The 23,261-nt window shown below is 70.5% G+C and carries 18 protein-coding genes and 1 pseudogene; 2 read left to right on the forward strand and 17 right to left on the reverse strand.

Features of this window, described 5'->3' with window-relative positions:
• Positions 1-481: 481 nt before the first annotated feature.
• The 3 genes from IJH84_RS11490 to IJH84_RS11500 form a co-directional block, all read right to left on the reverse strand.
• Positions 482-4,216 carry an FkbM family methyltransferase gene (locus IJH84_RS11490; RefSeq protein WP_295143808.1) on the reverse strand — a complete coding sequence of 1,245 codons (3,735 nt, stop codon included), beginning with the start codon at positions 4,214-4,216 and terminating at the stop codon, positions 482-484.
• 105 nt (positions 4,217-4,321) lie between these two features.
• Positions 4,322-5,665 carry a type I glutamate--ammonia ligase gene (gene glnA, locus IJH84_RS11495; protein ID WP_295143810.1) on the reverse strand — a complete coding sequence of 448 codons (1,344 nt, stop codon included), beginning with the start codon at positions 5,663-5,665 and terminating at the stop codon, positions 4,322-4,324.
• Positions 5,666-5,771: 106 nt separating this feature from the next.
• Positions 5,772-7,343 carry an alpha/beta hydrolase gene (locus tag IJH84_RS11500; RefSeq protein WP_295143813.1) on the reverse strand — a complete coding sequence of 524 codons (1,572 nt, stop codon included), beginning with the start codon at positions 7,341-7,343 and terminating at the stop codon, positions 5,772-5,774.
• Positions 7,344-7,425: 82 nt separating this feature from the next.
• Between IJH84_RS11500 and IJH84_RS11505 the strand changes: the two genes are divergently transcribed.
• Positions 7,426-9,171 (forward strand): NAD+ synthase, encoded by a 1,746-nt coding sequence (locus IJH84_RS11505; RefSeq protein ID WP_295143817.1) that lies wholly within the window; start codon positions 7,426-7,428, stop codon positions 9,169-9,171.
• Positions 9,172-9,261: 90 nt separating this feature from the next.
• Here IJH84_RS11505 and IJH84_RS11510 read toward each other — a convergent pair whose 3' ends face one another.
• Positions 9,262-10,047 (reverse strand): glyoxalase, encoded by a 786-nt coding sequence (locus tag IJH84_RS11510; RefSeq protein ID WP_295143821.1) that lies wholly within the window; start codon positions 10,045-10,047, stop codon positions 9,262-9,264.
• A 314-nt stretch (positions 10,048-10,361) separates the two neighbouring features.
• The gene (gene panB, locus IJH84_RS11515) at positions 10,362-11,216 is read right to left on the reverse strand and encodes a 3-methyl-2-oxobutanoate hydroxymethyltransferase (protein WP_295143824.1); all 855 of its coding nucleotides are present in this window, start codon (positions 11,214-11,216) and stop codon (positions 10,362-10,364) included.
• A gap of 376 nt (positions 11,217-11,592) precedes the next feature.
• Between panB and IJH84_RS11520 the strand changes: the two genes are divergently transcribed.
• Positions 11,593-12,810 carry a cytochrome P450 gene (locus tag IJH84_RS11520; protein ID WP_295143827.1) on the forward strand — a complete coding sequence of 406 codons (1,218 nt, stop codon included), beginning with the start codon at positions 11,593-11,595 and terminating at the stop codon, positions 12,808-12,810.
• A gap of 42 nt (positions 12,811-12,852) precedes the next feature.
• Here the strand turns inward: IJH84_RS11520 and IJH84_RS11525 are convergent, their stop codons facing one another.
• The 12 genes and pseudogenes from IJH84_RS11525 to IJH84_RS11580 form a co-directional block, all read right to left on the reverse strand.
• Entirely contained in the window at positions 12,853-14,127 is a 1,275-nt protein-coding gene (locus tag IJH84_RS11525; protein ID WP_295143830.1) for a cytochrome P450, read from the reverse strand.
• 315 nt (positions 14,128-14,442) lie between these two features.
• Positions 14,443-15,051 (reverse strand): ATP/GTP-binding protein, encoded by a 609-nt coding sequence (locus IJH84_RS11530; RefSeq protein WP_200071121.1) that lies wholly within the window; start codon positions 15,049-15,051, stop codon positions 14,443-14,445.
• Positions 15,032-15,394, reverse strand: a complete 363-nt coding sequence (locus tag IJH84_RS11535; protein ID WP_200071120.1) for a DUF742 domain-containing protein — start codon at positions 15,392-15,394, stop codon at positions 15,032-15,034. The genes IJH84_RS11530 and IJH84_RS11535 overlap by 20 nt, the downstream gene beginning before the upstream one ends.
• Positions 15,391-15,801 carry a roadblock/LC7 domain-containing protein gene (locus tag IJH84_RS11540; protein WP_200071119.1) on the reverse strand — a complete coding sequence of 137 codons (411 nt, stop codon included), beginning with the start codon at positions 15,799-15,801 and terminating at the stop codon, positions 15,391-15,393. Before IJH84_RS11540 ends, IJH84_RS11535 begins: the two co-directional genes overlap by 4 nt.
• Before the next feature lie 265 nt (positions 15,802-16,066).
• Entirely contained in the window at positions 16,067-17,542 is a 1,476-nt protein-coding gene (locus IJH84_RS11545) for an ATP-binding protein (RefSeq protein ID WP_295143836.1), read from the reverse strand.
• Between the two features lie 277 nt (positions 17,543-17,819).
• Positions 17,820-18,557 carry a transporter substrate-binding domain-containing protein gene (locus IJH84_RS11550; protein ID WP_295143839.1) on the reverse strand — a complete coding sequence of 246 codons (738 nt, stop codon included), beginning with the start codon at positions 18,555-18,557 and terminating at the stop codon, positions 17,820-17,822.
• A 218-nt stretch (positions 18,558-18,775) separates the two neighbouring features.
• On the reverse strand, positions 18,776-18,964 hold the full coding sequence (locus IJH84_RS11555; RefSeq protein WP_200071116.1) for a DUF397 domain-containing protein: 189 nt from the start codon (positions 18,962-18,964) through the stop codon (positions 18,776-18,778).
• Complete coding sequence (locus IJH84_RS11560; protein ID WP_295143842.1) at positions 18,951-19,829, reverse strand: helix-turn-helix transcriptional regulator; 879 nt, start codon at positions 19,827-19,829, stop codon at positions 18,951-18,953. Before IJH84_RS11560 ends, IJH84_RS11555 begins: the two co-directional genes overlap by 14 nt.
• A 222-nt stretch (positions 19,830-20,051) precedes the next feature.
• Positions 20,052-21,011 carry a glutathione S-transferase family protein gene (locus IJH84_RS11565; protein ID WP_200071114.1) on the reverse strand — a complete coding sequence of 320 codons (960 nt, stop codon included), beginning with the start codon at positions 21,009-21,011 and terminating at the stop codon, positions 20,052-20,054.
• Positions 21,012-21,235: 224 nt separating this feature from the next.
• Entirely contained in the window at positions 21,236-21,640 is a 405-nt protein-coding gene (locus tag IJH84_RS11570; protein ID WP_200071113.1) for a DUF4326 domain-containing protein, read from the reverse strand.
• A gap of 44 nt (positions 21,641-21,684) precedes the next feature.
• A complete protein-coding gene (gene npdG / locus IJH84_RS11575; RefSeq protein WP_295143849.1) occupies positions 21,685-22,344 on the reverse strand; it encodes an NADPH-dependent F420 reductase in 660 nt (219 codons plus the stop codon).
• A gap of 189 nt (positions 22,345-22,533) precedes the next feature.
• Positions 22,534-23,261: pseudogene (locus IJH84_RS11580) on the reverse strand (RNB domain-containing ribonuclease); the annotation flags it as partial.

The following is a 23,261-nucleotide window of genomic DNA, read 5'->3' on the forward strand; positions in this document are numbered from 1 at the left end:
AGTACTACCACTCACCATCATCGGCACGCTGTTGAGTTCTCAAAGAACACACCCACACCAGAACCCCAGCACCAACCAGGCACCAAAACCCCGGGGAGTCATCTCTTCGTCTTGCTGATGTTTCAAACTCTAGCAGGCCCGAACCCCGCCGTTTTCAGGGGGGTCACCTCACGGTCACCCGCGCCCTGGCCGGCCGATCCTTCGACCCGTCTGGAGTTGTCCACTGCCAAGCACTGAAACCGCTGTTGAGCGTCTCCGCAACTTGGCGACTTGTGTACGTTACCCGGTGCGCTTCGCGGTGTCAAACCCGCTCGTCCCGGTCGGCGCGTCCGGGATCAGCTCCCGGATGCTGCCGTCTTCCGCCGTCCTCGCCAGGCTCTTGCGTCCTGTTCCGTCCGGCGCTCCGTACGACCCGGAAGAAGTTACGCACACCCTCCGTGAAAGTCAAATCGCCTGGTCGGACGCTTGACAGCGTGGGTGTTCATCCGGCTTGGGGTTTGCTCTTGGGTCGGAGCCAGAGCTTGACCGTGCTGGTGGCGCCAGCCGCGTCGATCGCCTCCAGCAGCTCCGCGGCGGAGACGGGCTGGGTACGGCCTACCGGGACCAGCTCGTAGCCCCAGGTGCCGAACTCCCGCAGGGCGGTCGCCGGGTCGTCGCCGAGTTCCTGGATGCCGGAGGGCGTGAACGTGCACACGATCGAGGGGCGGTCGCGACGCAGCAGGCGGACCAGTCCGCCGAGCACCCGGTGCGCCCGGGCGCCGACGTCGACGTGCACGACGGAAAGCTTGCGGCCTTCCAGTTCGGCGTTGTTCTCCAGTTCGCGGTCCAGGCGGACGCCCGGGACGGTCTGCACTTCCGCCGGATCGGACTCCCCGGGCGGGCGGACCGCGATGCCGCCGGCCAAGGACTCTTCGGCCACCAGGTCACCCGGGGCGTCCCAGGCCGCGTCCGCGATGGTGACCAGGCGGTGTCCCGTCGCGGTCGGCACGTTCATCTCGACGTTGTGCTGCAGCAGCTCGCGGCCGGCCGCGGAGGGTTCGACGGCGACCACGGCGCCGCTGTTGCCGAGCCTGCTGAGCACCCGGACGGTCTGGTAGCCGACGTACGCGCCGATGTCGACGAAGATCCCGTCGGGTTCCAGCAGGGAATCGATCAGGCCGGAGACCTCGGCGTCCCAAGTCGCGTGCGAGGACAGCCAGGGCAACATCAAGCTGTCGTCGGCGGGCAGGCGCAGCAGGCCGGCGTCGCAGAGGACCGGGGCGCTGCTGCCGTCCCCGGTTCCCGTGTTGCGTTCGTGCTCGCGCAGCAGGATGCGTTGCAGCACGTCAGTGCGGTGCAAAGCGTAGGCGGCGTCGTGCGAAGCAGAGCGCAGGCCGGTTTCGAGCTCCTGGTCGCGGGCCGGTTCGGCGCGGTCGCGTTCCAGCGCGTCGATGCGGTCGAGGGTTCGCTCCACCGCACCCGTGAGGGTGTCCAGACGTTGCGCCAGGTTCTCGGTGCGGTCCGAGCCGGCATCCGCGGAACCGGCGCCTTCCAGCTCGCGCAGCCTGCGGTGCTGGTCGGCGAGGTCCGCCCGCGCACGGACCATCCCGTCGTCGATGCTGGTCAAGCGTTCGTCGAGGCGGTCGTGGCGCTGGTCGATGCGGCTGAGGTCGGCGCGCAGCAGGTCGAGCTCGGCCCCTCCCCCGTCGGCGTCGTACTGGCGGCGCAGCAGCTCGGCGGCGGTCTTCTCGACGCCGTCGACCAGTGAGCGCATCACGTCCCGGATGTGCTCGTCGTAGTGGCTGAGCATCCGCAGCACGGCCTTGCGCAGCGCCGGAGCGACGGCGTTGCGTCCACCGCCCGCGCCGACATCGGGTGCGCGGTGCAGCGCGTGCCGAGCCGCCAGCAGCGGGTGCAGCGGGTCGTCGAGGTCCCCGTGGCGGTCCTTGGCCCACTTGGTGCGCCAGTTGCGGTAGGCGTGCTCGACGTGTTCGCGGAGCCGCGCGGCGGCATCGCCGACGTTGTGCTCGGCCAACAGGTGGTCTCGGGCGGAGAGCCCGAATTCGGCGGTGCCTTCCGGGTCGTCCGCGGCCGCGCGGAGCATCGCGGACGCGGCGTCGATGTCCGGCTCGCCCTGGTCTCGGCAAGGCACCAGTTTGGCGCCGCGGGCGCCCAGGAGTTCGCTGACCGCGCCGTAATCGCCGCTGATCACCGGCACGCCGTGCGCGGCCACGTCGAGCAACCGCATCGCGTAAGCGTCGCCGCCCTCGGCGCGGTGCAGCGAGCAGACGCAGTCGGAGGCGGCGAGCAGCACTCCGGCACCGATCTCGTCCTCCACCAGCCGGATGCGGGGATCGGACACGGTCGCCAGCCGGAGGCGCTCGGCTGCTTCGGGGTGCTCGGCCGCGCCGGTGACGGCGATCAGCAGGCAGCTGTCGTCGCGGTCCGGGAAAGCCGCGAGGAACGCGGTCACCAGGCCGAGCACGTTGTCGCGGTGCTCGTCGGCGTGATCGGCGAACGCGCCGATCACGAACTCCTCGGAGAGCCCGTAGCGGGCGCGGGCGCCCTTGCGGGTCGGCAGGTCGACTGGGCCGGGATCGAGCACCGGTAGCGACACGACCCGCGCGGCCGGACCGCCTGCCCGCCGCGCCTCCTGCCGGGTGGCCTCGGAAAGCACCCAGGTTTCGACCGATTCGGTGGTCGTGTCGGGATGCACGTCGATCAGGTGGCGCCCGGCGGGCACCGCGAGGCCGGGTTCGCAGCGGAGCACGACCGGGTAGTACGGCGTGTCGGCGGAGGGCAGGCCGGAGGCGCGCACCGCGGCGCGCACCAGTTCCGCGGTGCGCCCGGAACCGAGCACGGCGACTCCGAGCTGGTCGACCAGTGCGGAGCGCTCGGTGTCGCCGAGCCGCCGAACGGCGGCTTCCGGTACGCGACCGCTGGCCACCCCGACGCCCGCGCACCAGTCGTGGAACGCGTCCGCGTCCGCGCCGAACGGGTCCGGGTAGTCCTTGCGCAACACCGGATCGTCGCGCCACCCCGCGGCCGTCCAGCGCGAGCCGCCGTGCCCGCGCTGCTGCTCGTCAGCCGGTTCGCAGGCCCAGCCGAGGAATTCCCGCGCGGCGTCGCCGGACTGGAAGGGGCTGGCCGGTGCCGCATCGCGCTGCCAAGCGTCGAGGTAGTCGCGGCGCAGCGCGTCCGGCAGCGGTGTGCCGTCCGGCAGCGCGTCGTAGGGATGTGGCTGTTCCCGGGTGTAGCCGGCTTCGACCAGCGCGTTGCGGTAGCTCGCGCAGAGCCCCGCCAGCACCGGGTGCTCGGACAGCAGCACCCGCGGTCGATCCGCGTAGTGCGTCGACAGCAGCCACGGCCGCTGCGGCTGGAAGCCGTCGAAGTGCACGCTGCGCAGCAGCGAGCCGTCCACCGCGTGATCCCCGTCGCCGGTCGTGATCAATTCGCGCTGCGCCGCGTTCCACACCGACAGGCCCACGCCCGGATCCCGCAGCACCAGGTGGTCGACCAGCGCCGGGGCGCTGTCCAGCAGCATCCCGACGGTCGGGTCGGCGCGGACCTGGTCGGACCAAGCGTTGAGGAAGTCCTCGGCGCCGGGGCGAACCGCGAGCACGCCGGGATCGAACGGACCGCAATCGGCGAGATCCGTGGCGCTCGGGCGGAACCCGTCCGCGTAGAGCGTGCGCAGCACCCGCGGCACCAGCGCGACCGGTCGGTCCGGGGTCAGTTCCCGCAGCAGGTCGTCGAATTCGTTGAAGACCTGCACCGACGGTTCCAGGTACAGCACGGTCGCACCGGAGGCGAGCAGGTGCTGCAGCAACCTCGGGCGCAGCACCGCGCGCAGCTGCTCGGCCGTGCACGCCATGGCGAGCCGGGCGAACTCGTCCGCGGCGATCCCGACCCGGTGCGGCGGGACGACCTCGCCGGGCATGTCCGCCGAGTCCTCGAGGGCCAGCACGACGAACCGCGCACCCGGGTGGTTGCGCAGGACGGACTGCCCGAGCACGCGGGCGGCGGGCAGCTGGCTCGGGCCTGCGACCGTGCATCCGACCAGGAGTGCCTGCTCGGCGTCGCCCGCGGGTTCTGCGAAGCCGCCTGCGGACGCTTCGGCCTCGTCGGGGTTCTCGGCGGGCCACTGCGGCTCGTCCGACCGGTGCTCCAGCAGGTCGGACGTTGCTTCGGGGTCGGGACCACCGGAGGGCTCGGGGTGCGCCTGCGAATCAGTCACGGGCCGAACCTATCGCCCCGCGGTGCGTGCGCCGACAGCGTGATCCCCGGCGGCGTGGTGCCGGGCGGGATACCCCGGGCGCGGGATGGCGCACGCACCGGACGATCACAGCATCGGCATGAGGCTCTGCAGCTCGTACGGCGTGACGCGGCTGCGGTAGTTGTTCCACTCCTCGCGCTTGTTGCGCAGGAAGAAGTCGAAGACGTGCTCGCCGAGCGCTTCGGCGACCAGCTCGGAGTTCTCCATCTCGGCCAGGGCCTCGTTGAGGTTCTGCGGCAGGCTGTCGTACCCGGCGGCCTTGCGCTCGCCCTCGGTCAGCGACCACACGTCGTCCTCGGTGGCGGGCGAGAGCTCGTAGCCCTTCTGCACGCCCTGCAGGCCGGCGGCGAGAGTCACCGCGTACGCCAGGTACGGGTTGCACGCCGCGTCGAGGCTGCGCACCTCCACCCGGCGCGACGAGGACTTGCCCGGCGAGTACATCGGCACCCGCACCAGCGCGGAGCGGTTCGCATGCCCCCAGCAGACCGCGGTCGGCGCCTCACCGCCGACGATCAGCCGCTTGTAGGAGTTGACCCACTGGTTGGTCACGGCGCTGATCTCGCGGGCGTGCGTGAGGATCCCGGCCACGAACGCGCGGCCGGTGTCGGACAGCTCGTACGGGTTCTCCGCGTGGTAGAAGGCGTTCTGGTCGCCTTCGAACAGGCTGAAGTGGGTGTGCATCCCGGAACCGGGCTGCGCGCTGAACGGCTTGGGCATGAACGACGCCTGCACGCCCTGGGTCAGCGCGACCTCCTTGACCGTGTACCGGAAGGTCATCACGTTGTCGGCCATGGTCAGCGCGTCGGCGTAGCGCAGGTCGATCTCCTGCTGGCCGGGCGCGCCCTCGTGGTGGCTGAATTCCACCGAGATGCCCATCTGCTCCAGCGTCTCGATGGCGTTGCGCCGGAAGTGCGGGGCCGCGTCGTGGCTGGCCTGGTCGAAGTAGCCGCCCGAGTCGGCGGGCAGCGGTTCGGAACCGTCGGTCGGCTTGTTCTTCAGCAGGAAGAACTCGATCTCCGGGTGCACGTAGCAGGTGAACCCGGCTTCGGTGGCCTTGGACAGGGTCCGGCGCAGCACGTGCCGCGGGTCGGCCCAGCACGGCGACCCGTCGGGCATCGCGATGTCGCAGAACATCCGCGCCGAGTAGTGCTCGCCGTCCGGGGTTTCCCAGGGCAGCACCTGGAAGGTCGTCGGGTCGGGTTTGGCGACCATGTCCGACTCGTAGATGCGCGAGAACCCTTCGACGGCCGAGCCGTCGAACCCGATGCCCTCGTTGAAGGCCCCTTCCAGCTCGGCGGGCGAGATCGCCACCGATTTCAGGATGCCGAGGACGTCGGTGAACCACAGCCGCACGAAGCGGATGTCACGTTCCTCCAGGGTGCGGAGCACGAACTCCTGCTGCCGGTTCATGCTGGCAGCCTAAATCCTGGCCCCGGCGCAGCGTCCGGCCGTGCGTGTTGCGGCCGGGTCACCGCGGGATTCGTGCACGCGGCGTGACCGGATGTTGCTCGCGGGGTCAGCCGCACCGGGTGCCTTCCGCGGGCAGTTCGAGTTCGGTGAGGTACTCGATCCCGGCCTCGTCGACGCAGCTGTCGCCCTGCAGGAAGGCGGTGTGCTGGGTGCCTTCGTAGGTCAGCAGCCGCCCGTGCAGCGCCTTGGCCAGGTTCACCCCGGCCTGGTACGGCGTGGCCGGATCGCCGGTGGTGGAGATCGTCAGGGTCGGCGGCAGGCCCTGCACCTTCGGCTGCTCCGCCTCGCCGGTCACCGGCACCGGCCAGAACGCGCAGCTGTCGGTGTCGCTGCCCGCCGGACGGCCGTCGTCCAGGAACGGTGCCGCCTCGCGGTAGCGGCGGTCGGCTTCGCGCAGCACCGCGGGATCGGTGATCCGCTGGTCGTCGACGCAGCGCACGGCGTTGAACGCATCGGTGACGTTGGTGTAGGAGCCGTCCGGTTCGCGCCCGGAGTAGGAGTCGGCCAGCGACAGCAGCAGGCTCCCGTTGCCCTGCTTGAGCTGCTGGAGCCCGGTGTTCAGCGCGGGCCAGAGGCTCTGCGCGTACAGCGCCTGGATCGTGGCGGTGGTGGCGTCGCTGTAGGACAGCTGCCGGTCACCGGACGGCGCGGGGTTTTCCAGCAGCGGGCGGGTGAGGCGTTGGAACTCGCCGACCGCCTGCGCCGGGTCGGTGCCCAGCGCGCAGTCGTCCTCCCCGGCGCACCAGTGCGCGAACGAGTCGAACGCGCGCTGGAAACCGTCGCCTTGGGCGACCTGCGAGTCGATCGGGTTCTGGGTCGGGTCGATCGCGCCGTCCAGGATCATCGAGCGCACGTTCGCGGGGAACTGCTCGGCGTATTCGGAGCCGATGCGGGTGCCGTAGGAGTAGCCGAGGTAGTTCAGCTTCGGGTCGCCGAGCGCGGAGCGCAGCACGTCCATGTCCTTGACCACGTCGCGGGTGCCGACGTGCGCGAGCACGTCCGCGCCGGTGCGCTGCACGCACTTGTCGGTGTAGTCGCGCACTTCCTGCGCGGTCTGCGCCACGCCGGAGCCGGAGCCGTCGGAGCCGGAACCCAGGCGGTCGGCGTCCTGCTCCGGGCCGTTGAGGCACTGGACGTCGGGCTCGCTGGCGCCGATGCCGCGCGGGTCGAAACCGACGAGGTCGAACCGCTCGCCGAGGTCGTTGCTGCGCACGGTGCCGGCCAGGCTGGCGGCCGAGCTCATCCCGGAGGCACCGGGCCCGCCCGGGTTGACCATGAGCGAGCCGATCCGGGAGTCCTGGTCGGTGGCCGGTTTGCGCAGCACGCCGATGGTGACCTGCTTGCCCTGCGGTTGCTTGTAGTCCAGCGGCACGCGCAGGCGCGCGCATTCGAGCGTGCGGTCCTGGTAGGCGCTGCGGTCGCTGCTGCTGGTGGCGTACTCGGTGCAGGGCCCCCAGGCGAGTTCCTGGCCGTAGTACTGCTCCAGCCCGGCGGGCACCGGCCCGGCCGGACCGCTGTGCTGCGTCCGCGGCGCTAGTTCGGGTCCCTCGGAAGGTCCACAGGCGGCGGCGCCGCTGAGCAGCAGCAGTGCGCAAATGGCGGGCAGCAGGCGACTCATCCGGGGGATGGTGTCACGCGCACGGCGTCGAGTTCGTCACGGGCGGTGGGCCAGCGCGGAGCTGGTGCGCGAAGATTGCGCCATGCCGCAGTTGCGACTCGCTCTCGCCCAGGTCAACGCGACGGTCGGGGACATTTCCGGGAACAGCGCGATGGTCCTGGAGTGGACCCGCAAGGCCGTGCAGGAAGGCGCCCACGTGGTGGCCTTCCCGGAGACGGTGCTGGCCGGCTACCCGGTGGAGGACCTGGCGCTGCGCAAATCGTTCGCCGCGGCGAACCGCGCCGAGGTGGAGGCGCTGGCGGTGCGGCTGCGCGAAGCCGGGTGCGGTGACGCGCTGGTCGTGGTCGGGCACCTGGACCGCGACGACGAAGGGGTGCGCAACTCCGCGTCGCTGCTGCACGGCGGCGAGGTCGTGGCGACCTACGACAAGTACCACCTGCCGAACTACGGCGTTTTCGACGAGGCGCGGTACTTCGCGCCGGGCTTCGATCTGCCGATCGTGAAGCTGCACGGCCTGGACGTCGGCGTGGTGATCTGCGAGGACATCTGGCAGAACGGCGGGCCGGTGGCCGCGCTGGGCCAGGTGGGCGTGGATCTGGTGGTGTGCGTGAACGCCTCGCCGTACGAGCGCGCGAAGGACGACGTGCGGCTGCCGCTGGTAGCCCGCCGGGCCGCGGAGGCGGACGCGCCGGTCGCCTACGTGAACATGGTGGGCGCGCAGGACGAGCTGGTCTTCGACGGCGATTCGATCGTGGTGGACGCCGCGGGCGAGGTGCTGGCGCGGGCGCCGCAGTTCACCGAGCACTTGACGGTGCTGGACGTGGACCTGGCCGCGGGCGGCCACACCTCGACGACGGTCCCCGACGAGCCGGGACCGATCCGGATGCCCGCGTTCGACGTGAGCCGCACGGTGCTGGCGCCGGATCCGCTGCCCGCCTACGAGCCGCTGCCCGCTCCGCGGCCCGCCGAGCCGCTGTCCGACGCGGCCGAGGTGTGGGCGGCGCTGGTGACCGGGCTGCGGGACTACGTGCACAAGAACGGTTTCCGGTCGGTGACGTTCGGGTTCTCCGGCGGGATCGACTCGGCGTTGTGCGCGGCCTTGGCCGCGGACGCGATCGGGCCGGACCGGCTCTACGGCGTTTCGATGCCTTCGCACTACTCCTCGGAGCACTCCAAGTCGGACGCCGCGGACCTGGCGCGGCGGCTGGGCTGCCACTTCGAGGAGGTGCCGGTCGCCGACAAGGTGGCGGCGTTCGTGCAGCCGCTCGGGCTGACCGGGCTGGCCGAGGAGAACGTGCAGGCCCGCGCCCGCGGCGTGACGTTGATGGCGATGTCGAACCAGCACGGGCACCTGGTGCTGGCGCCGGGCAACAAGACCGAGCTCGCGGTCGGCTACTCCACCATCTACGGCGACGCGGTCGGCGGTTTCGCGCCGATCAAGGACGTGCCGAAGACGCTGGTGTGGGAGCTGGCGCGGTGGCGCAACGCGGAGGCGGAAAAGCTCGGCGAGGTGCCGCCGATCCCGGAGAACTCGATCAGCAAGGAGCCGTCGGCGGAGCTGCGGCCGGGCCAGGTCGATCAGGACTCGCTGCCGCCGTACGAGGTGCTGGACGTGGTGCTCAGCGGCTACGTGGAAGGCGATCTGGGGTACGCGGACCTGGTTTCCGAGGGGTTCGACGCGGAGCTGGTGGAGCGGGTGATCCAGCTCGTGGACCGGGCCGAGTACAAGCGGCGGCAGTACCCGCCAGGCACGAAGATCACGTTGAAGGCGTTCGGCCGGGACCGCCGCCTGCCGATGACCAACCGCTGGCGGGAGAGCCGCCCCTGACGTTCGCGGCGGGAGTCCGCACGACTACGTGGCCGACTCCGATCCCCGGTGCGGTGAGCTCCGGGTGTGTCGGGCGCGGACCGCGGCAGCTCATCCCGGCGCGGGCTCGTCCCCGAACGCGCGAGCATCGTCGACCTCGGCGAGCGCGGCGTCGACCCGCTGCTGTTCGGCCCGGGTGAGCGAGATGCCGGCCAGCTCGTGGCGCAGCGCAGGAGCTTCGCGCTCGTCGTCGAGTGCGACCGCGAGCGTCAGCAGTGTTGCGATGGCGAGTGCTCGGTCCACGGCCGGGGCATCGTCGCGATGCATGCGCAATGCGGATTTGAGATGACGGAAGGCGGCGCGGTCGTCGCTTTTGAACTCGCTGTAGATGCGCGCGTTGTCCAGCGCCTTGGCCAGGCCCGTCAATGTCGCAGACCCGCCGTACTCCAGTTCAACAGGCTCGTCGCGCCGGACGAGGACGATGTTGTTGCCCGACGGGTCGAAGAGGCTGAACCTGGAGGCTCCGGGACGCAGCCTGGTGATCCTGGGCAGGCCCTTCGCGAGGATCTTGCCGTGCGCGGCCTGCATCGCCGCCACGAAGGCCGCGTAGTACGGGGCGACGGCGTCCACGAACACGATGGCCGCGCCGCCGTCCTCATCGGCCGGGTCGATGCCGCGCGGGGCCTTCCGGAAGTGCAGTTCGAATCCGCTGAAGGCGACGACCAGGTAGCGGTACGGCCGGTGCTGCTCGTAGGTGGTGCGAAATCCCAGGCATTCGTAGAAGTTCTTCGTTTCTTCCACGGACACGCACGGCAGGATCGGTGTGGTCGACTCGTTCGCGATGACGCTCGGGCCCAGCCCAGCAGCGGCGTCCGGCGTGGTGGGATCGGTTGCCATTCCTCGACTTTAAGGACGCGGCGGCGCCGACGGCGACCTTTCGTGATCCTTCCCCGCAGCGCTGGCCTGCGGAAACAGTTTGCCATCGAGCACTCGGACTCGGCGCGTTCGAGCACTGCGCCGATGGGTTTCGATCCCGCCGTCTCGGCACCGTCGGACGGCGCTTGAACCCGGAACACACCACCCGAGGCCGCCTCGGCTCAGCCGAGACGGCACGACCGTTCTTGCGGCGAACGGTCCGCTCACTCCCATCGGGAGCGGTGCGTTCGGGTGGTGTGCGGGCGTGTCGGCAACGGCTTGTGCAGCCGTGCCGGTCAGTGGAAGGAGTGCTCCGGGGCCGGGAAGGAACCGTTGCGGACGTCGTCGGCGTAGCGGGACGCGGCGTCGGCGAGCTGGCCGCCGAGGTCGGCGTAGCGCTTCACGAACCGGGCGGTGCGCCCGGTGTTCATCCCGGCCATGTCGGTCCACACCAGCACCTGCGCGTCGGTGTCCGGGCCGGCTCCGATGCCCACGGTCGGCACCCGCAGCTCGGCGGTGAGCCGCTTGGCCGACTCGGCGGGAACCATCTCCAGCACCACCGCGAACGCGCCCGCCTCCTGCAGCGCCTCGGCGTCCGCGAGCAGTTCGTCCGCCTGGTCGCCGCGGCCCTGCACCCGGTACCCGCCGAGCCCGTGCTCGCTCTGCGGGGTGAAACCGAGGTGGCCCATCACCGGGATGCCGGCCGCGACCAGCGCTTCGACCTGCGGCGCGTAGCGCCTGCCGCCTTCGAGCTTGACCGCGTGCGCGCGGCCTTCCTTCATGAACCGGCTCGCGGTGGCCAGCGCCTGCTCCGGCGATGCCTGGTAGGAGCCGAACGGCAGGTCGGCCACGACCAGCGCGTGCTCGGCGGCTCCGGTCACCGCGCGGACCAGCGGCAGCAGTTCGTCCACGGTCACCGGTAGCGAGGACTCGTAGCCGTAGACGTTGTTCGCCGCCGAGTCGCCGACCAGCAGCACCGGAATCCCGGCCTGGTCGAAGATCCGCGCCGTGTACATGTCGTAGGAGGTGAGCATCGGCCAGTTCTCGCCGCGCTCCTTGAGCTGTTGCAGGTGGTGGATCCGCGTGCGGCGCCGCGCCGGGCCGGTGCCGTAGGGCGCCGCGATCTCACCGGGCGAATGTGCAGCAGTCATCGTCGACCGTCCTTTTTCCTCAAGGCCCGCCGAGCGGGTCCCTGGGCGTTGGAGAACGTCTTGCACCGCCAGCGTCGCACGGTCCGCGCGGCATCCGGAGGGCTCGACGACGGAAGTCACAGCGCTGGGCGGTGGCAGCCGCCGGGCGGCCGCAGCGCGGGGCACCGGTGAACCGGTTCGGGTCGGGCCCGCGCGCGGAGCTGATCATCAGCGGGACCATCCGGCGGTGACCGCGCGCAGCGAAGGAGGGGTATCAGGATCCCGATCGGCGCAGTGCGCTGCGCCCTCCGGGCCATTTCAAGATCCACTACTGGACGCTGTTCTGCGAGCCTGCTTAGCCTGATCAGGTTTCGCACCGCACCATAGAGGGAGCAGCATGACGGCCCCGCCCAGCGAAGCCCCGGACATCCTTTCGCCGGAGTTCCACGCCTGCCCGTACCCGTCGTATCAGATCCTGCGGGACGAATATCCGCTTCTTTGGCACGAGCCGACGCAGAGCTACATCATCTCCCGCTACGACGACGTGAAACGCGCTTTCCGCGAACCCGTGTTCACCACGCAGAACTACGACTGGCAGCTCGAACCGGTGCACGGCCGCACGATCCTGCAACTGGACGGGCGCGAGCACGCCGTGCGGCGCGCGCTGGTCGCGCCCGCGTTCCGCGGCAGCGAGTTGCAGCAGAAGTTCCTGCCGGTGATCGAGCGCAATTCCCGCGCGCTGGTCGACGAATTCCGCGGGACCGGCCGGGTCGACCTGGTCAGCCAGTACGCGACCCGCTTCCCGATCAACGTGATCGCGGACATGCTGGGCCTGCCGGAGGAAGATCGCGTCCGGTTCCGCGGCTGGTACACCTCGATCATCGCGTTCCTCGGCAACCTCAGCCAGGACGAAGAGGTCGCCGCGGCCGGCCTGCGCACCCGCGAGGAATTCGCCGAGTACATGATCCCGATGATCCAGCACCGCAGGGAGAACCTGGGCGACGACCTGCTCTCCACGCTGTGCACCGCCGAGATCGACGGCACGCGGATGAGCGACGAGGACATCAAGGCGTTCTGCAGCCTGCTGCTGGCCGCCGGTGGGGAGACCACGGACAAGGCCATCGCCAGCATGTTCCGGGACCTGCTGCAGAACCCGGAGCAGTACGCGGCGGTGCAGCGAGACCGCGAGCTGATCCCGCAGGCGTTCGCCGAGTCGCTGCGGTTCTCCCCGCCGGTGCACATGATCATGCGCCAGCCCGCCGAGGACGTGGAGCTCTCCGGCGGCGTCGTGCCCGCGGGCAGCACCCTCACCTGCCTGATCGGGGCGGCGAACCGGGACGACCGGCACTACACCGAGCCGGAGAGCTTCAACATCTTCCGCGAGGACCTGCCAGCGCGCACCGCGTTCACCGCCGCCGCCGACCACCTGGCGTTCGCGCTCGGCAGGCACTTCTGCGTCGGCGCGCTGCTGGCCAAGACCGAGATCGACGTCGGGATCAACCACCTGCTGGACGCGATGCCGAACGCCGAACTGGAACCGGACCACGAACCGGCGGACCACGGGGTGTTCACCCGCGGCCCGGTGTCCGTCCCGGTCCGATTCACGCCCGCATAACGCTGGGCCGAGGGAGCGCAGGCGCCGGACGCGGCCGGCGCCTCACCCGGCGACGTTGCCCGCGCTGAACTCGACCGGCAGCGCCGCCAGCCCGCGCATCCACACCGAAGGCAGCCACATCAGATCGTCCGGCTCGATCGCCAGGTCGACGTCGGGCAGCCGGTCCAGCAGCACCTCGATGGCGGTGCGGGCGATCTCCGCACCGATCTCCGGCCCCGGGTGCGGGCAGCCGTGCTCACCGTGCCCGAACGACATGTGCGCGTGGTTGCCCACCGAGTCGGAGTAGGCGTCCGGGCGCACCTGCGGGTCGGTGTTGGCACCGGCGAAACCGAGCACCAGCATGTCGCCGGTCTGGATGCGGTGGCCGCCGAGCTGGGTGTCGCGGCTGGCGAACCGGCCGATGAAGTTCTGCGTGGGGGTGTCCTCCCACAGCACCTCGTTGAGCGCCTGGCCCACGCTGCGGCGCCCGCCCGCCAGGGTGATCGCGAACCGCTCCTCGGTGAGCATCAGCCGCAGCGCGTTGCCGATCCAGTACGCCACCGGCTGCTGCGCGGCGGTGAGCACCACCAGCAGGTCCTGCACGATCTCGTCGGCGGTCATCCCCGCGGAGTGCGCCAGCAGGCGGGACGGCACGTCCGGGCCGGGCCACTCCCGCTTGCGCTCGACCAGGCGCACCATGCGGTCGTTGATGCGCTGGTGCGCGGCGACGCCGTCATCGCTGGCGACGGTGTCGGTGAGGTCCTGCATCAGCGGCGCGGCCTCGGCCTCGGACAGCCCGAACAGCCGCGCCATCACGTACAGCGGCATCGGGTGGGCGAACTGGCTCATCAGGTCCGCCGAGCCGCTGCCCGCGAAACCGTCGATCAGCCGGTCGGCGACCCCTTCGCACAGCTGGCGCAGCTCGAACTGGTCCATCGCGTCCAGCGCTTCCCCGATCGCGCCGGTGCGGCGCTGGTGCTCGGCGCCTTCGGTGAACATCAGCGACGGCTGGTAGCCGACGAACGGCAGCAGCGACCAGTTGTCCGGGACCCGGTCCCAGCTGTTCCAGCGCCGGGTGTCCCGGGCGAACAACTCGGGGTTCGTCTCGACCTGGTGGATCTCGCGGTAGCCGAGCACCAGCCAGGCGGGCAGCCCGCCTTCCAGCTCGATCGGCGCCACCGGGCCGTACTGGTTGCGCATTTCGCGGTAGAGCCTGGCCGGGTCCTGCTGGAACCGCGGCCCGTAGAGGGGGATGGAACCGTTTTGCACCGGGCACTGTTCGGGGTCGGTGCCGGTGGCCGGAGGCCAGATCTGTTCGTCGGCCGAAGGGTTCGTCATGGGGGTGGGAACTCCCGGATTTCCGTGGACTGGAAGGGCGTGCCGTGCCCGGTTCGCAACACCGTGCTGTCGGGGTCCGGTGCTGCGGAGGGCCTGCGCGTTCGGATGTCGGCAGGCGACGCCGGCTCGACGGTGCCCGGCAGACAGGCCGGAGCGCCGCCGCTGCCGCCGGCGACGGGAGTCGGCATCCGCCGCGCGCTCAACCCGAGCTGAACTCGGGCGGCCGGCCCGCGCTTCCGCGCCGGCCGCGGTGCCGTCCTCGCCCGGCCGGCCCGCCCCGTCCTCGGCGGTGGGCCTGCCGGGCGACGGGCTCGGTCATGACATGGCCTCCTGGGTGGCCGTCGACAACGCGTACAGGTGGTTGACCAGCGTGATCAGCACCTGCTTGCTGGAGTCGCGGGCCCGCGCGTCGCAGTCGATCAGCGGCACGCCTTCGGGCAGCGACAGCGCGTCGCGCACGCTGTCCAGGCTGTGCTCCTGATCGCCGAACTTGTTGCGCGCCACGATGAACGGCATCCCGTGGTGCTCCAGCCGGTCGATCGCGTACCAGGAGTCCTCCAGCCTGCGGGTGTCGACCAGCACGACCGCGCCGAGCGTGCCGGAGAACAACCGGTCCCAGAGGAACCAGAACCGCTGCTGGCCGGGAGCGCCGAACAGGTACAGCACCCGCTTCGCGTCCAGGCTGATCCGGCCGAAGTCGAACGCCACGGTGGTGGTGGTCTTGTCCTGCACCCCGCTGGCGTCGTCGATGCCGAGGCTGGCCTGGGTCATGGTCTCTTCGGTGCTCAGCGGCCGGATTTCGCTCACCGACCGGACCATGGTGGTCTTGCCGACCCCGAAACCGCCGACGATGACGATCTTCAGGCCGTCGTTGGCGGTGCTGCGCAGCGGTGCGCGGGTGTGCTCAGAGGTTGTGGAGTCCAACGAGAACCTGCTTCAAGATGTCGGGATCGGGCAGTTGCGCCTTCTTCTTCGACGCGGACGACGGGTGCCGGGCGGTGATCCGGTTGGTGTCCAGCAGGTCGCACAGCAGGATCTTCACCACGCCGACCGGCATTCCCAGGTGCGAGGAGACCTCCACGACCGCCATCGGCTGCTGGCACAGCTGCAGGATGCGGACGTGCTCGGACTGCATCCCCGGGGACGGGTCGCACTCGCTGACGATCAGCGTGACCAGGTCCAGCGAGTCCTCGTCGACGCTGCTGCGGCCCTGGGTGACGGTGTAGAGCCGGTCCGGGTCTTCGTTGTCGAGGGGCCGCGGGCTCATGACAACCCGCTCGGCTGGGCTTGCCGGGGCGGCGCGCTGAGGTACTCCCCGATCTGCTCGACCAGTTCGTTCATGTTGTGCCCGATCACGCCGACGTCGGCGTCCTCCTCGGCGAGCACCGCCAGGTGGGCGCCTTCACCGGCCTCGACGATGAACAGCAGCCCGCCGTGGAACTCGTTCATGGACTGGCGGACGCCGCCGCTGCCGTCGCCGAATTCGACGGATGCGCCGTAGGACAGGCTCTGGATGCCGGAGGCGATGGCGGCGAGCTGGTCGGCCTGGTCGACGGACAGGCCCGGCGAGTGGCAGACCTTCAGGCCGTCCTTGGACAGCACCAGCGCGTGCTTGGTCCCCGGAGTGCGCCCCAAGAGGTTCTCCAGCAACCAGTCGAGATTGCGGTCGGTCATGAGTGTCGGAGCCGGCGCTGCGGTGGCGGCCCCTACCTCCAATCTTCGTGTGCTCGTGGGGGTCTAGCCGTTGTCTTGTAAGCGGCGAAGCCGCTTGCGGTGGGGGACTCAGCCGGCACCGCCGCGGGTTCTCAGACGTCTTCTGGCGAGGACAGCTCAGACGCCGAGTAGGGAGCTATTTAAGGATGAGATCCCGGAGCCAGAAGGCGTCTGAGGTTCCGCTACGCAACCCACTAAGCAAACCACTCTCAATCAACTTCATCCCCTAGCGCGCGTCGTCGGAGTCGCCGGGCTGGCGGTTGCTGGCCTGGCGGAACGCGCCGAAGCGGTCGCCGGGGTTGGGGCGGGGCCGCTTGGGCAGCTCGGATGTCGCGTCGCCGGCGGATTCGGTCTCGTCGTTCAACAACGCAGGCGAGGTCGCGGCGAGGGTTTCGCCGCGACGCCGTTTCGGCAGGTCGTGCACGTTCGCCTCCGTGCCTTCGGCCGCGGGTTGCTCGGTGGTGGGCCGTTCGTCGCGGGTGAGGGTGCCGGTCGCGGCGGGCGGCCGGGAACCTGCGGCTGCGGGCTGCGCGGATTGCGCGGCCTGCGCCGCCTGCTGCGGGTTGCCGACGGCGCCGACCGAGCGGGTCGGCACGGTCAGCTCGTCCTGCTTGCGCGGCTGGGTGACCAGTTTCCGCGGGATCATCACGATCACGCCGGTCCCGCCGCGCGAGGACGGCCGGAACGAGACGGTGAGCCCGTGCTTGCGCGCCAGGCAGCCGACCACGGCCAGCCCGAGCCGGGTGCCGTTGAGCGTGGTGAGGTCCAGCGGTTCGGGGCCGACGGCGTGCACCGCGCGGTTCATCGCGGCCTCGCTCATCACCAGGCCGCCGTCCTCGACGGTGACGACGATGCCGGAGTGCACTTCTTCGACGTAGACGTGCGCGAGCTCGGACGGCGGCGAGAAGCTGGTGGCGTTGTCCATCACCTCGGCCAGCGCGTGCATCACGCCTTCCGCGGCGTAGCCGACGATCGCGGCGGTGCTGGTGGAGTGCAGCCGCACCCGCTTGTACGCGGCGATCCGGCCGACAGCGCCGCGCAGCACGCTTTCCATGACGATCGGTTTGGTCCAGCGACGCCCGGAGCGGGCACCGGTGAGCACGGCGATGCTGTCCGCGAGGCGGCCGGCCTGGGCGGTGGTGTGGTCGAGTTCGAGCAGGTCGCCGAGCACGGATTCTTCGTGCCGGTCCTCCATCTCGCGCAGGCTGGCGAGCATCCCGGTGGACAGCGCCTGCATCCGGCCCGCGGCGTTCGCGCAGGCGAGCATGGCCGCGGCACGGGCGCGTTCACCGTGCCCGATCTCCTGGCCGAGGGTGCGCAGGATGCGCTGGAAGGCGGGATTGCGCGGGTGTTCGATCTCCGCGAGCGCAGTGTCCACAGAGGACCCGGACCGGAGCCGGGTGACCAGCGCGGGCAGCGTTTCGTCGGCGAGCTTGCCCGCGGCACCGTCGGCCTTCTCGGCCCGGGTGCGGTAGTAGGAAGCCGTCTGCAGGCCCCATGCGGCGAGCCCGGCGGCGGCGGTCAGCAGCACGGCGGCGACGCCGGTGCTCCACGCGACCAGCACGCTCGCCGAGTCGGGCACGGCTAACGCGGCCCAGGTGCACAGTCCGGCGGTGACGACCGCGGAGACCAGCACTACCAGCAGCGTTCGAGCCGCATGTCGGCGTTTCGCCGCGGATTGGGTGGGGGTGGTTGGGGACATCGAATCAGGTCCTCGTCGCGGTCGGTGGCTCTGGCCGGCGCACCGCTGGCGCTAGCGGTGCGCCGAGGGGTTCCGGGCGTGGGTGGTGTCAGCCGGCTGACCCCTGTTCCGGCGCACCGTCCACAGCGGAACCACGCGGGCAACCCCTCGGGTTCGCCGATGCTACTCAATAACGGATCTGCGGGAACACCGGCGGGTGATTCTAGGTGTGCCGGCGAGCGTTCCGAAGATTGTTGTGCCATGTGGACGGTTCGGTTGGCGGATCGTTACCGGGTGGTCATCCGATCCAGGGCGTGGTGATGCGGTCGTAGGTTCCGTCGTGCGTGCGCAGGTGCAGCCATTGGTTCACGAATTGCTGGAAGACCACGTCGCCGCGCGGCAGCAGATACGCCTTCTCGCTGAAGCTCAGCGGCCGCTCCGGGTGCACCGCGCACAGTTCCGGATGCTGCTTGGCCTGCCATTTCGTCTCGGTCGCGTCGGTGAGCATGACATCGGCGCGGCCGCTGCGGATGTCGTCGAAGATCCGGTTGTTGTCCGGGTTCAGCTGGATCTCGGCGCGGTGCAGATGTTTCCGCGCGAACTGTTCGTTGGTGCCGCCGGGATTGACCACGGCGCGGACACCCGGCCGGTCGATCCGCTCCAGCGCGCCGAACCTGGATGCGTTGGCGCACAACGTGATCGGCGCCTTGCCGTCGACGAGGTAGGGCTCGCTGAAGAACGCCTCCCGCGCCCGCTTCAGGGTCACCGACACGCCGCCCGCGGCGATGTCGCAGTTCTGCTGGAAATCGCGACTCAGACCGGACCAAGTTGTCGGCACAATAGTTGCGCGTACACCCAGTTCTTGCGCCAAGTCGCGCGACATGTCGATGTCGATACCGCTCCACGTGCCGTCCGGGGCGCGGTAGGTGAAGGGCCGGTAGTCGCCGGTGCTGCACACCCGCAGCTCCCCGCGGCGGATCACTTCGTCCAATCTGGACGGAGCGGGATTTCCCGCAGTGGGGCCGTTCGGCTGCACCGTTGCATCGTCCGGTTGCCCTGTTGCATCGTTCGGTTGGCCCGCTGCGTTTTCCGGCGGCGCCGCGTCCTCGCGCCCGCCCGCAGGGACACTGCATCCGCCGACCGCGAGCACCGCGCTCAGCACCGCGCCGAAAACGGCTTTCCGCCAACCCATGGCGCACCTCCCCTCCGGCCGCGGCGCGGCCGGTGGGCACGCTATCGGACATCCGGACCGGCTCAGCGCATGAACCGGTCCAGAAAGTGCCGCCATGCGGCGGAATCGAAGCTCAGCCGCGGGCCGGACGGATCCTTGGAATCGCGGACGTCCATGCCGCGCGGGGTGCGGCGAGCTTCCACGCAGCTGTTGTTGTAGGTGCCGCTGTAGCTGCTCTTGAACCAGCCCTGCACACGCTCATACGCGGGCATCTGCCAACTCCTCTGCCTGCCGGGCGACGAAGGCGCGAGATTCGTCGAGGCCGAGCGCGACGGCACGCAGCTTTTCGAATGCGTGCGAGCACATGTCCACGTCCGAAGCGTCGACGAGATAGGCGCCGCCTCCGAGGAAGGTTGACTGGTGCGCGACATCAGCGGCAACCCCGCCGAAACGAAGAATCTCGATATTGCATCCGAGCAGCGGATGGTCCGTTGCTGCCAATGGCGCAACCTGCACGAAGACGTGCGAGTGCCCTTCGATCAAATCCAGCAGGTGCGCGAGCTGGCCGCGGAGTACGGATTCTCCGCCGACCGGGCGACGCAGAGCCGCCTCGCCGATCACGAACCACATCCGCGGCGGTTCGGCCTTGGCGAGAAGTTCGCTGCGCTCCATCCGGAACTGGACGCGGGCTTCGACGTCGTCCTGGTGCGGTTTGAAAGCACTCGGCCCGCCGAACTCGACCACCGCTCGCGCATAATCCTCGGTCTGCAACAACCCCGGGATGAGTTCGCCCTCGGAGCACAGGATCTCGGTCGCGTCCTGTTCGTGGTCGCTGAGGCGCCGGAACGCGCCGGGCATCGCATCGGAGTACATCCGGCGCGGCTGGCGCTGCCGCGCGATCCTGGCGAGCGCGGTGATCTGCGCGCGCTCGGCGGCGGGCACCCTGTAGAGGTCCAGCAGCGCTTCGATCTCGCGGACCTTGAACGAGCGGTCGCCGCTTTCCACGCGGCTGACCTGGCTCACGTCGCATTCGAGGACGCGCGCGACCTCCTGCTGCTGCTTCTCGGCGGCTTCGCGGAGCCTGCGGAGTTCGGCGCCGAGCTGCCGGCGCTCGAGGGTGGCGCGGGTTCTGCCCATCTCGAAGATCAGCCTTCCGGGGACATGTGGCAACGCACGTGGCCGCTATCGCACGATTCCGCAGCGTGATCGAAAACATGCGGTACGTAATCATAGCCACCCCGCGAGGACGTGATCCAAGTGCGGGTCCGCTGCTCGTTCGTGCAGCGGCGAGGACGAACTTCCAGCCGTGCACGCCGAACGCGCCACGCGAGCACCGCGACGCCCACGGCGCTGCCGTGATCAGCCGAAGGGCGAGCCGCCGAGGGCTTCGCGCCCGTGCGGGGTGTGCCAGCCGGACAGGTCCGGGCCCGCGGGGATGATGCCGGTCGGGTTGATCTGCGCGTGCGTGCCGTAGTAGTGCCGCTTGATGTGCTCGAAGTCCACGGTCTCGCCGAACCCGGGCGTCTGGAACAGGTCGCGCGCGTAGGCCCACAGCACCGGAAGCTCGGTGAGCTTGTGCCGGTTGCACTTGAAGTGCCCGTGGTAGACGGCGTCGAAGCGGACCAGCGTGGTGAACAGCCGCACGTCGGCCTCGGTGATGTGCTCGCCGACCAGGTAGCGGCGGTTCTGCAGGCGGTCGGACAGCTCGTCGAGGCGGTTGAACAGCTTCTCGAAAGCTTCCTCGTACGCCTGCTGCGAAGTGGCGAAACCGCATCGGTAGACGCCGTTGTTCACGTCCTGGTACACCGCCGCGTTGATCTCGTCGATCTCCGTGCGCAGGTGCGCGGGGTAGAGGTCCGGAGCGCCGGGCTGGTGCAGCTCGGCCCACTCGGTGGCGAAGTCCAGCGTGATCTGCGGGTAGTCGTTGGTGACCACCTGCCCGGATTCGACGTCGACGATCGCGGGCACGGTGTAGCGGCCGCTGAACTCGGGGTCGGTCGCCAGGTACGCCTCGGACAGGAACGACAGGCCGGTGACCGGGTCGCGGCCCTGCGGGTCGAGGGTGAACCGCCAGCCGCGCTCGTCGCGCAGCGGATCGACGACGCCGAGCGAGATCGCGTCCTGCAGGCCGAGCAGCCTGCGCACGATCACCGAGCGGTGCGCCCACGGGCACGCCAGGCTCACGATCAGCCGATAGCGGCCCGGTTGCACCGGCCTGCCGGAGGAGCCGTCGGCGGTGATGCGGTCGGTGAACCGGTTCGCCTGCCGCACCCACGCGCCGCCGCGGGAGGTTTCACTGCCGAACTGCGCGGTCGCCATACCGCCAGCCTAGGAGCCGACCCCGCTTCGCGACGACCTTTCCCACTCCCCGGAGGGGACGTACCGAGCGAACGGACCGTAGATCAGGCGAAGGTTCCGCTCACCCGGAACCGCCGGGGTTGGCCCGACACGCGCGGACGTCATCCGCCGGGAGCGGTCGCCTGCGCAGCGAACCGTTGGTCCGAATGGATTGGACCAACAGGCCGTTCGCTCCGGAAGAAGGATCAGCCGGCGCGGTGGGCCAGGACGTCGGCGTGGCAGGGCTTGGGGGCGCACCAGCAGCCGAGGGCGCGGCCGGAGAGTTCGCCCTTGCGGATGCGCTCGAGCAGGTTCGGCTGTTCGTCCAGCCACTGGTCGTAGTGGCGCACCATCGCCTCGCGGTCCGACTTCGCCTCCTTGATGAACGGGCTGGCGAAGTCCGAAGCGGGCCAGGAATGCCGGTTGCCGGAATGGCCGACGTAGCTGAGCAGGTCCTCGTCCTGCAACCAAGGCACCAGGTGCTTGTGCGGGCCGCTCTTGCGGACGTTGACCACGACCGCGTGGCCGTCGAGCAGCTGCTCGGCGCGTTCCCGCTCGTCGTCGGTCCAGCGATCGGCCTCCGCGGGCAACTGCTCGACCTTCTTGGCCATGTCCACCACCTCCCGGCCGCAGGATGCCCGGCGGCTGCCGCGGCTCACACGTCGGTGATGCGCAGCCCGGCGTGCGCCTTGTAGCGGCGGTTGATCGCGATGATGTTGGCGGTCAGTGCCTCCACCTGGCGCGCGTTGCGCAACCGGCCGCCGTAGATGCCGCGCACTCCGGGGATCGCGTCCGCGAGACCGCGCACCACGTCGGTCGCCTCCCGGTCGTCGCCGAGCACCAGCACGTCCAGGTCGACATGCGTGACCGACAGGTCCGCCAGGGTGACCGCCGAAACGTGGTGGAACGCCGCGGTGACCCGCGAGTCCGGCAGCAGCGCCTCCGCCTGCTGGGCAGCGGAGCCCTCGGGCACGTCCAGCGCGTACGGCCCCTTCTTGTCGAAACCGAGCGGGTTCGCGCAATCGACGACGATCTTGCCGGCGAGCTGCTCCCGCACCGACCGCAGCGTGTCCTCGTGGCCGTCCCACGGCAGCGCCGCGATGACGATGTCCGCGTCGGCGGCGCAGGTCGCGTTGTCCGCACCGGTCACCGAACCGCCGGAGGTCTCGGCGATCTCCGCGGCGGCCTCCTGCGCCCGCTCCGCCTTGCGGGAACCGATGACGACCCGCCTGCCCTCGCTCGCCCAGCGGATCGCCAGGCCCTTGCCCTGCGCGCCGGTGCCGCCGAGCACCCCGATGGTCAACTCCTCAGCCACGACGGGCCTCCTCGTCATCAACTCGCAACGCTGCACTCCCACCATCCGCACCCCGGCGCGGCAGCGCCAGAGCGGCCCGCTGTGCTTCGCGACACTGAACCGCCGAGGCGGGTGTTGCGGACGAATGTCCCATGCGCGGCGCGATGAAGATCAACTGGCTTGGGGCCGGAAGCCGGCGCGACCGCCGGTTCAGGCCGCGGAGAAGGCGACCGAGCGGCGCACCGGATCGGCGTCGGTGAGGCGCACCCGCACCCGCTTGCCCTCCGCGAGCCCGTCGCCCGTGCAACGCGCGATCACCGGCGGATCCGGCACGAACACCTCGGCATCACCGGAACCGCTGCGCAGCACCGTCGCCGGGAACTCAGTGCCGACCCGGCCGGACAACGCCCACGCCTGCGCCTGGGCCAGGCACGCGCGGTCCACCTGGGTGGCGACCCGGTCCGAAGTGCCCATCGCCGAAGGCAGCGCGGTCAGCGCCGTACGCACCCACTCCGGAACCTCGCGGCCCGCGTCGACCGCGAGGCAGACCTCCGCGCCGTAGCGGTCGACCAGGCGCCGCAGCGGGGCGGTGACGTGCGCGTAAGGAGCTCCGATGCCGGCGTGCCGCGGTTTCGACGGTGCGCCGCGCTCGAACGAGGTGTAACCGGCTCCGCGCAGCAACCGGGTCGCGGCCACGTGCACCGCCAGCGCCTCCGGTCGCACCGGGTCCAGCCCGGCCAGCGCCTCCGCGGGCGGCAGATCCTCCGGCCACTCCACGCCCAGCTCGGCCGCCGAGCGGCGCAGCGCAGCCACCGTCGCGGGCTCCGGATCGGGCACCGTGCGCAGAATGCCGAGGCCGGAGCCGAGCATCATCTCCGCCGCGCACATGCCGGTGAGCAGCGAGATCTCCGCGTTCCACTCCTCGACCACCAGCCGCG

This window comes from Saccharopolyspora sp. (assembly GCF_017434145.1).
GTDB lineage: Bacteria > Actinomycetota > Actinomycetes > Mycobacteriales > Pseudonocardiaceae > Saccharopolyspora_C > Saccharopolyspora_C galaxeae.

Coding starts and splice junctions, on each gene's coding strand:
- IJH84_RS11510 (WP_295143821.1), bottom strand. CDS start 10,047: ATGGCAACCGATCCCACCACGCCGGACGCCGCTGCTGGGCTGGGCCCG.
- IJH84_RS11535 (WP_200071120.1), bottom strand. CDS start 15,394: ATGAGCCCGCGGCCCCTCGACAACGAAGACCCGGACCGGCTCTACACC.
- IJH84_RS11565 (WP_200071114.1), bottom strand. CDS start 21,011: ATGGCGACCGCGCAGTTCGGCAGTGAAACCTCCCGCGGCGGCGCGTGG.
- IJH84_RS11540 (WP_200071119.1), bottom strand. CDS start 15,801: ATGACCGACCGCAATCTCGACTGGTTGCTGGAGAACCTCTTGGGGCGC.
- IJH84_RS11560 (WP_295143842.1), bottom strand. CDS start 19,829: ATGGGCAGAACCCGCGCCACCCTCGAGCGCCGGCAGCTCGGCGCCGAA.
- IJH84_RS11545 (WP_295143836.1), bottom strand. CDS start 17,542: ATGTCCCCAACCACCCCCACCCAATCCGCGGCGAAACGCCGACATGCG.
- panB (WP_295143824.1), bottom strand. CDS start 11,216: ATGACTGCTGCACATTCGCCCGGTGAGATCGCGGCGCCCTACGGCACC.
- IJH84_RS11570 (WP_200071113.1), bottom strand. CDS start 21,640: ATGGCCAAGAAGGTCGAGCAGTTGCCCGCGGAGGCCGATCGCTGGACC.
- IJH84_RS11505 (WP_295143817.1), top strand. CDS start 7,426: ATGCCGCAGTTGCGACTCGCTCTCGCCCAGGTCAACGCGACGGTCGGG.
- IJH84_RS11500 (WP_295143813.1), bottom strand. CDS start 7,343: ATGAGTCGCCTGCTGCCCGCCATTTGCGCACTGCTGCTGCTCAGCGGC.
- glnA (WP_295143810.1), bottom strand. CDS start 5,665: ATGAACCGGCAGCAGGAGTTCGTGCTCCGCACCCTGGAGGAACGTGAC.
- IJH84_RS11525 (WP_295143830.1), bottom strand. CDS start 14,127: ATGACGAACCCTTCGGCCGACGAACAGATCTGGCCTCCGGCCACCGGC.
- IJH84_RS11520 (WP_295143827.1), top strand. CDS start 11,593: ATGACGGCCCCGCCCAGCGAAGCCCCGGACATCCTTTCGCCGGAGTTC.
- IJH84_RS11555 (WP_200071116.1), bottom strand. CDS start 18,964: ATGCCCGCGTATGAGCGTGTGCAGGGCTGGTTCAAGAGCAGCTACAGC.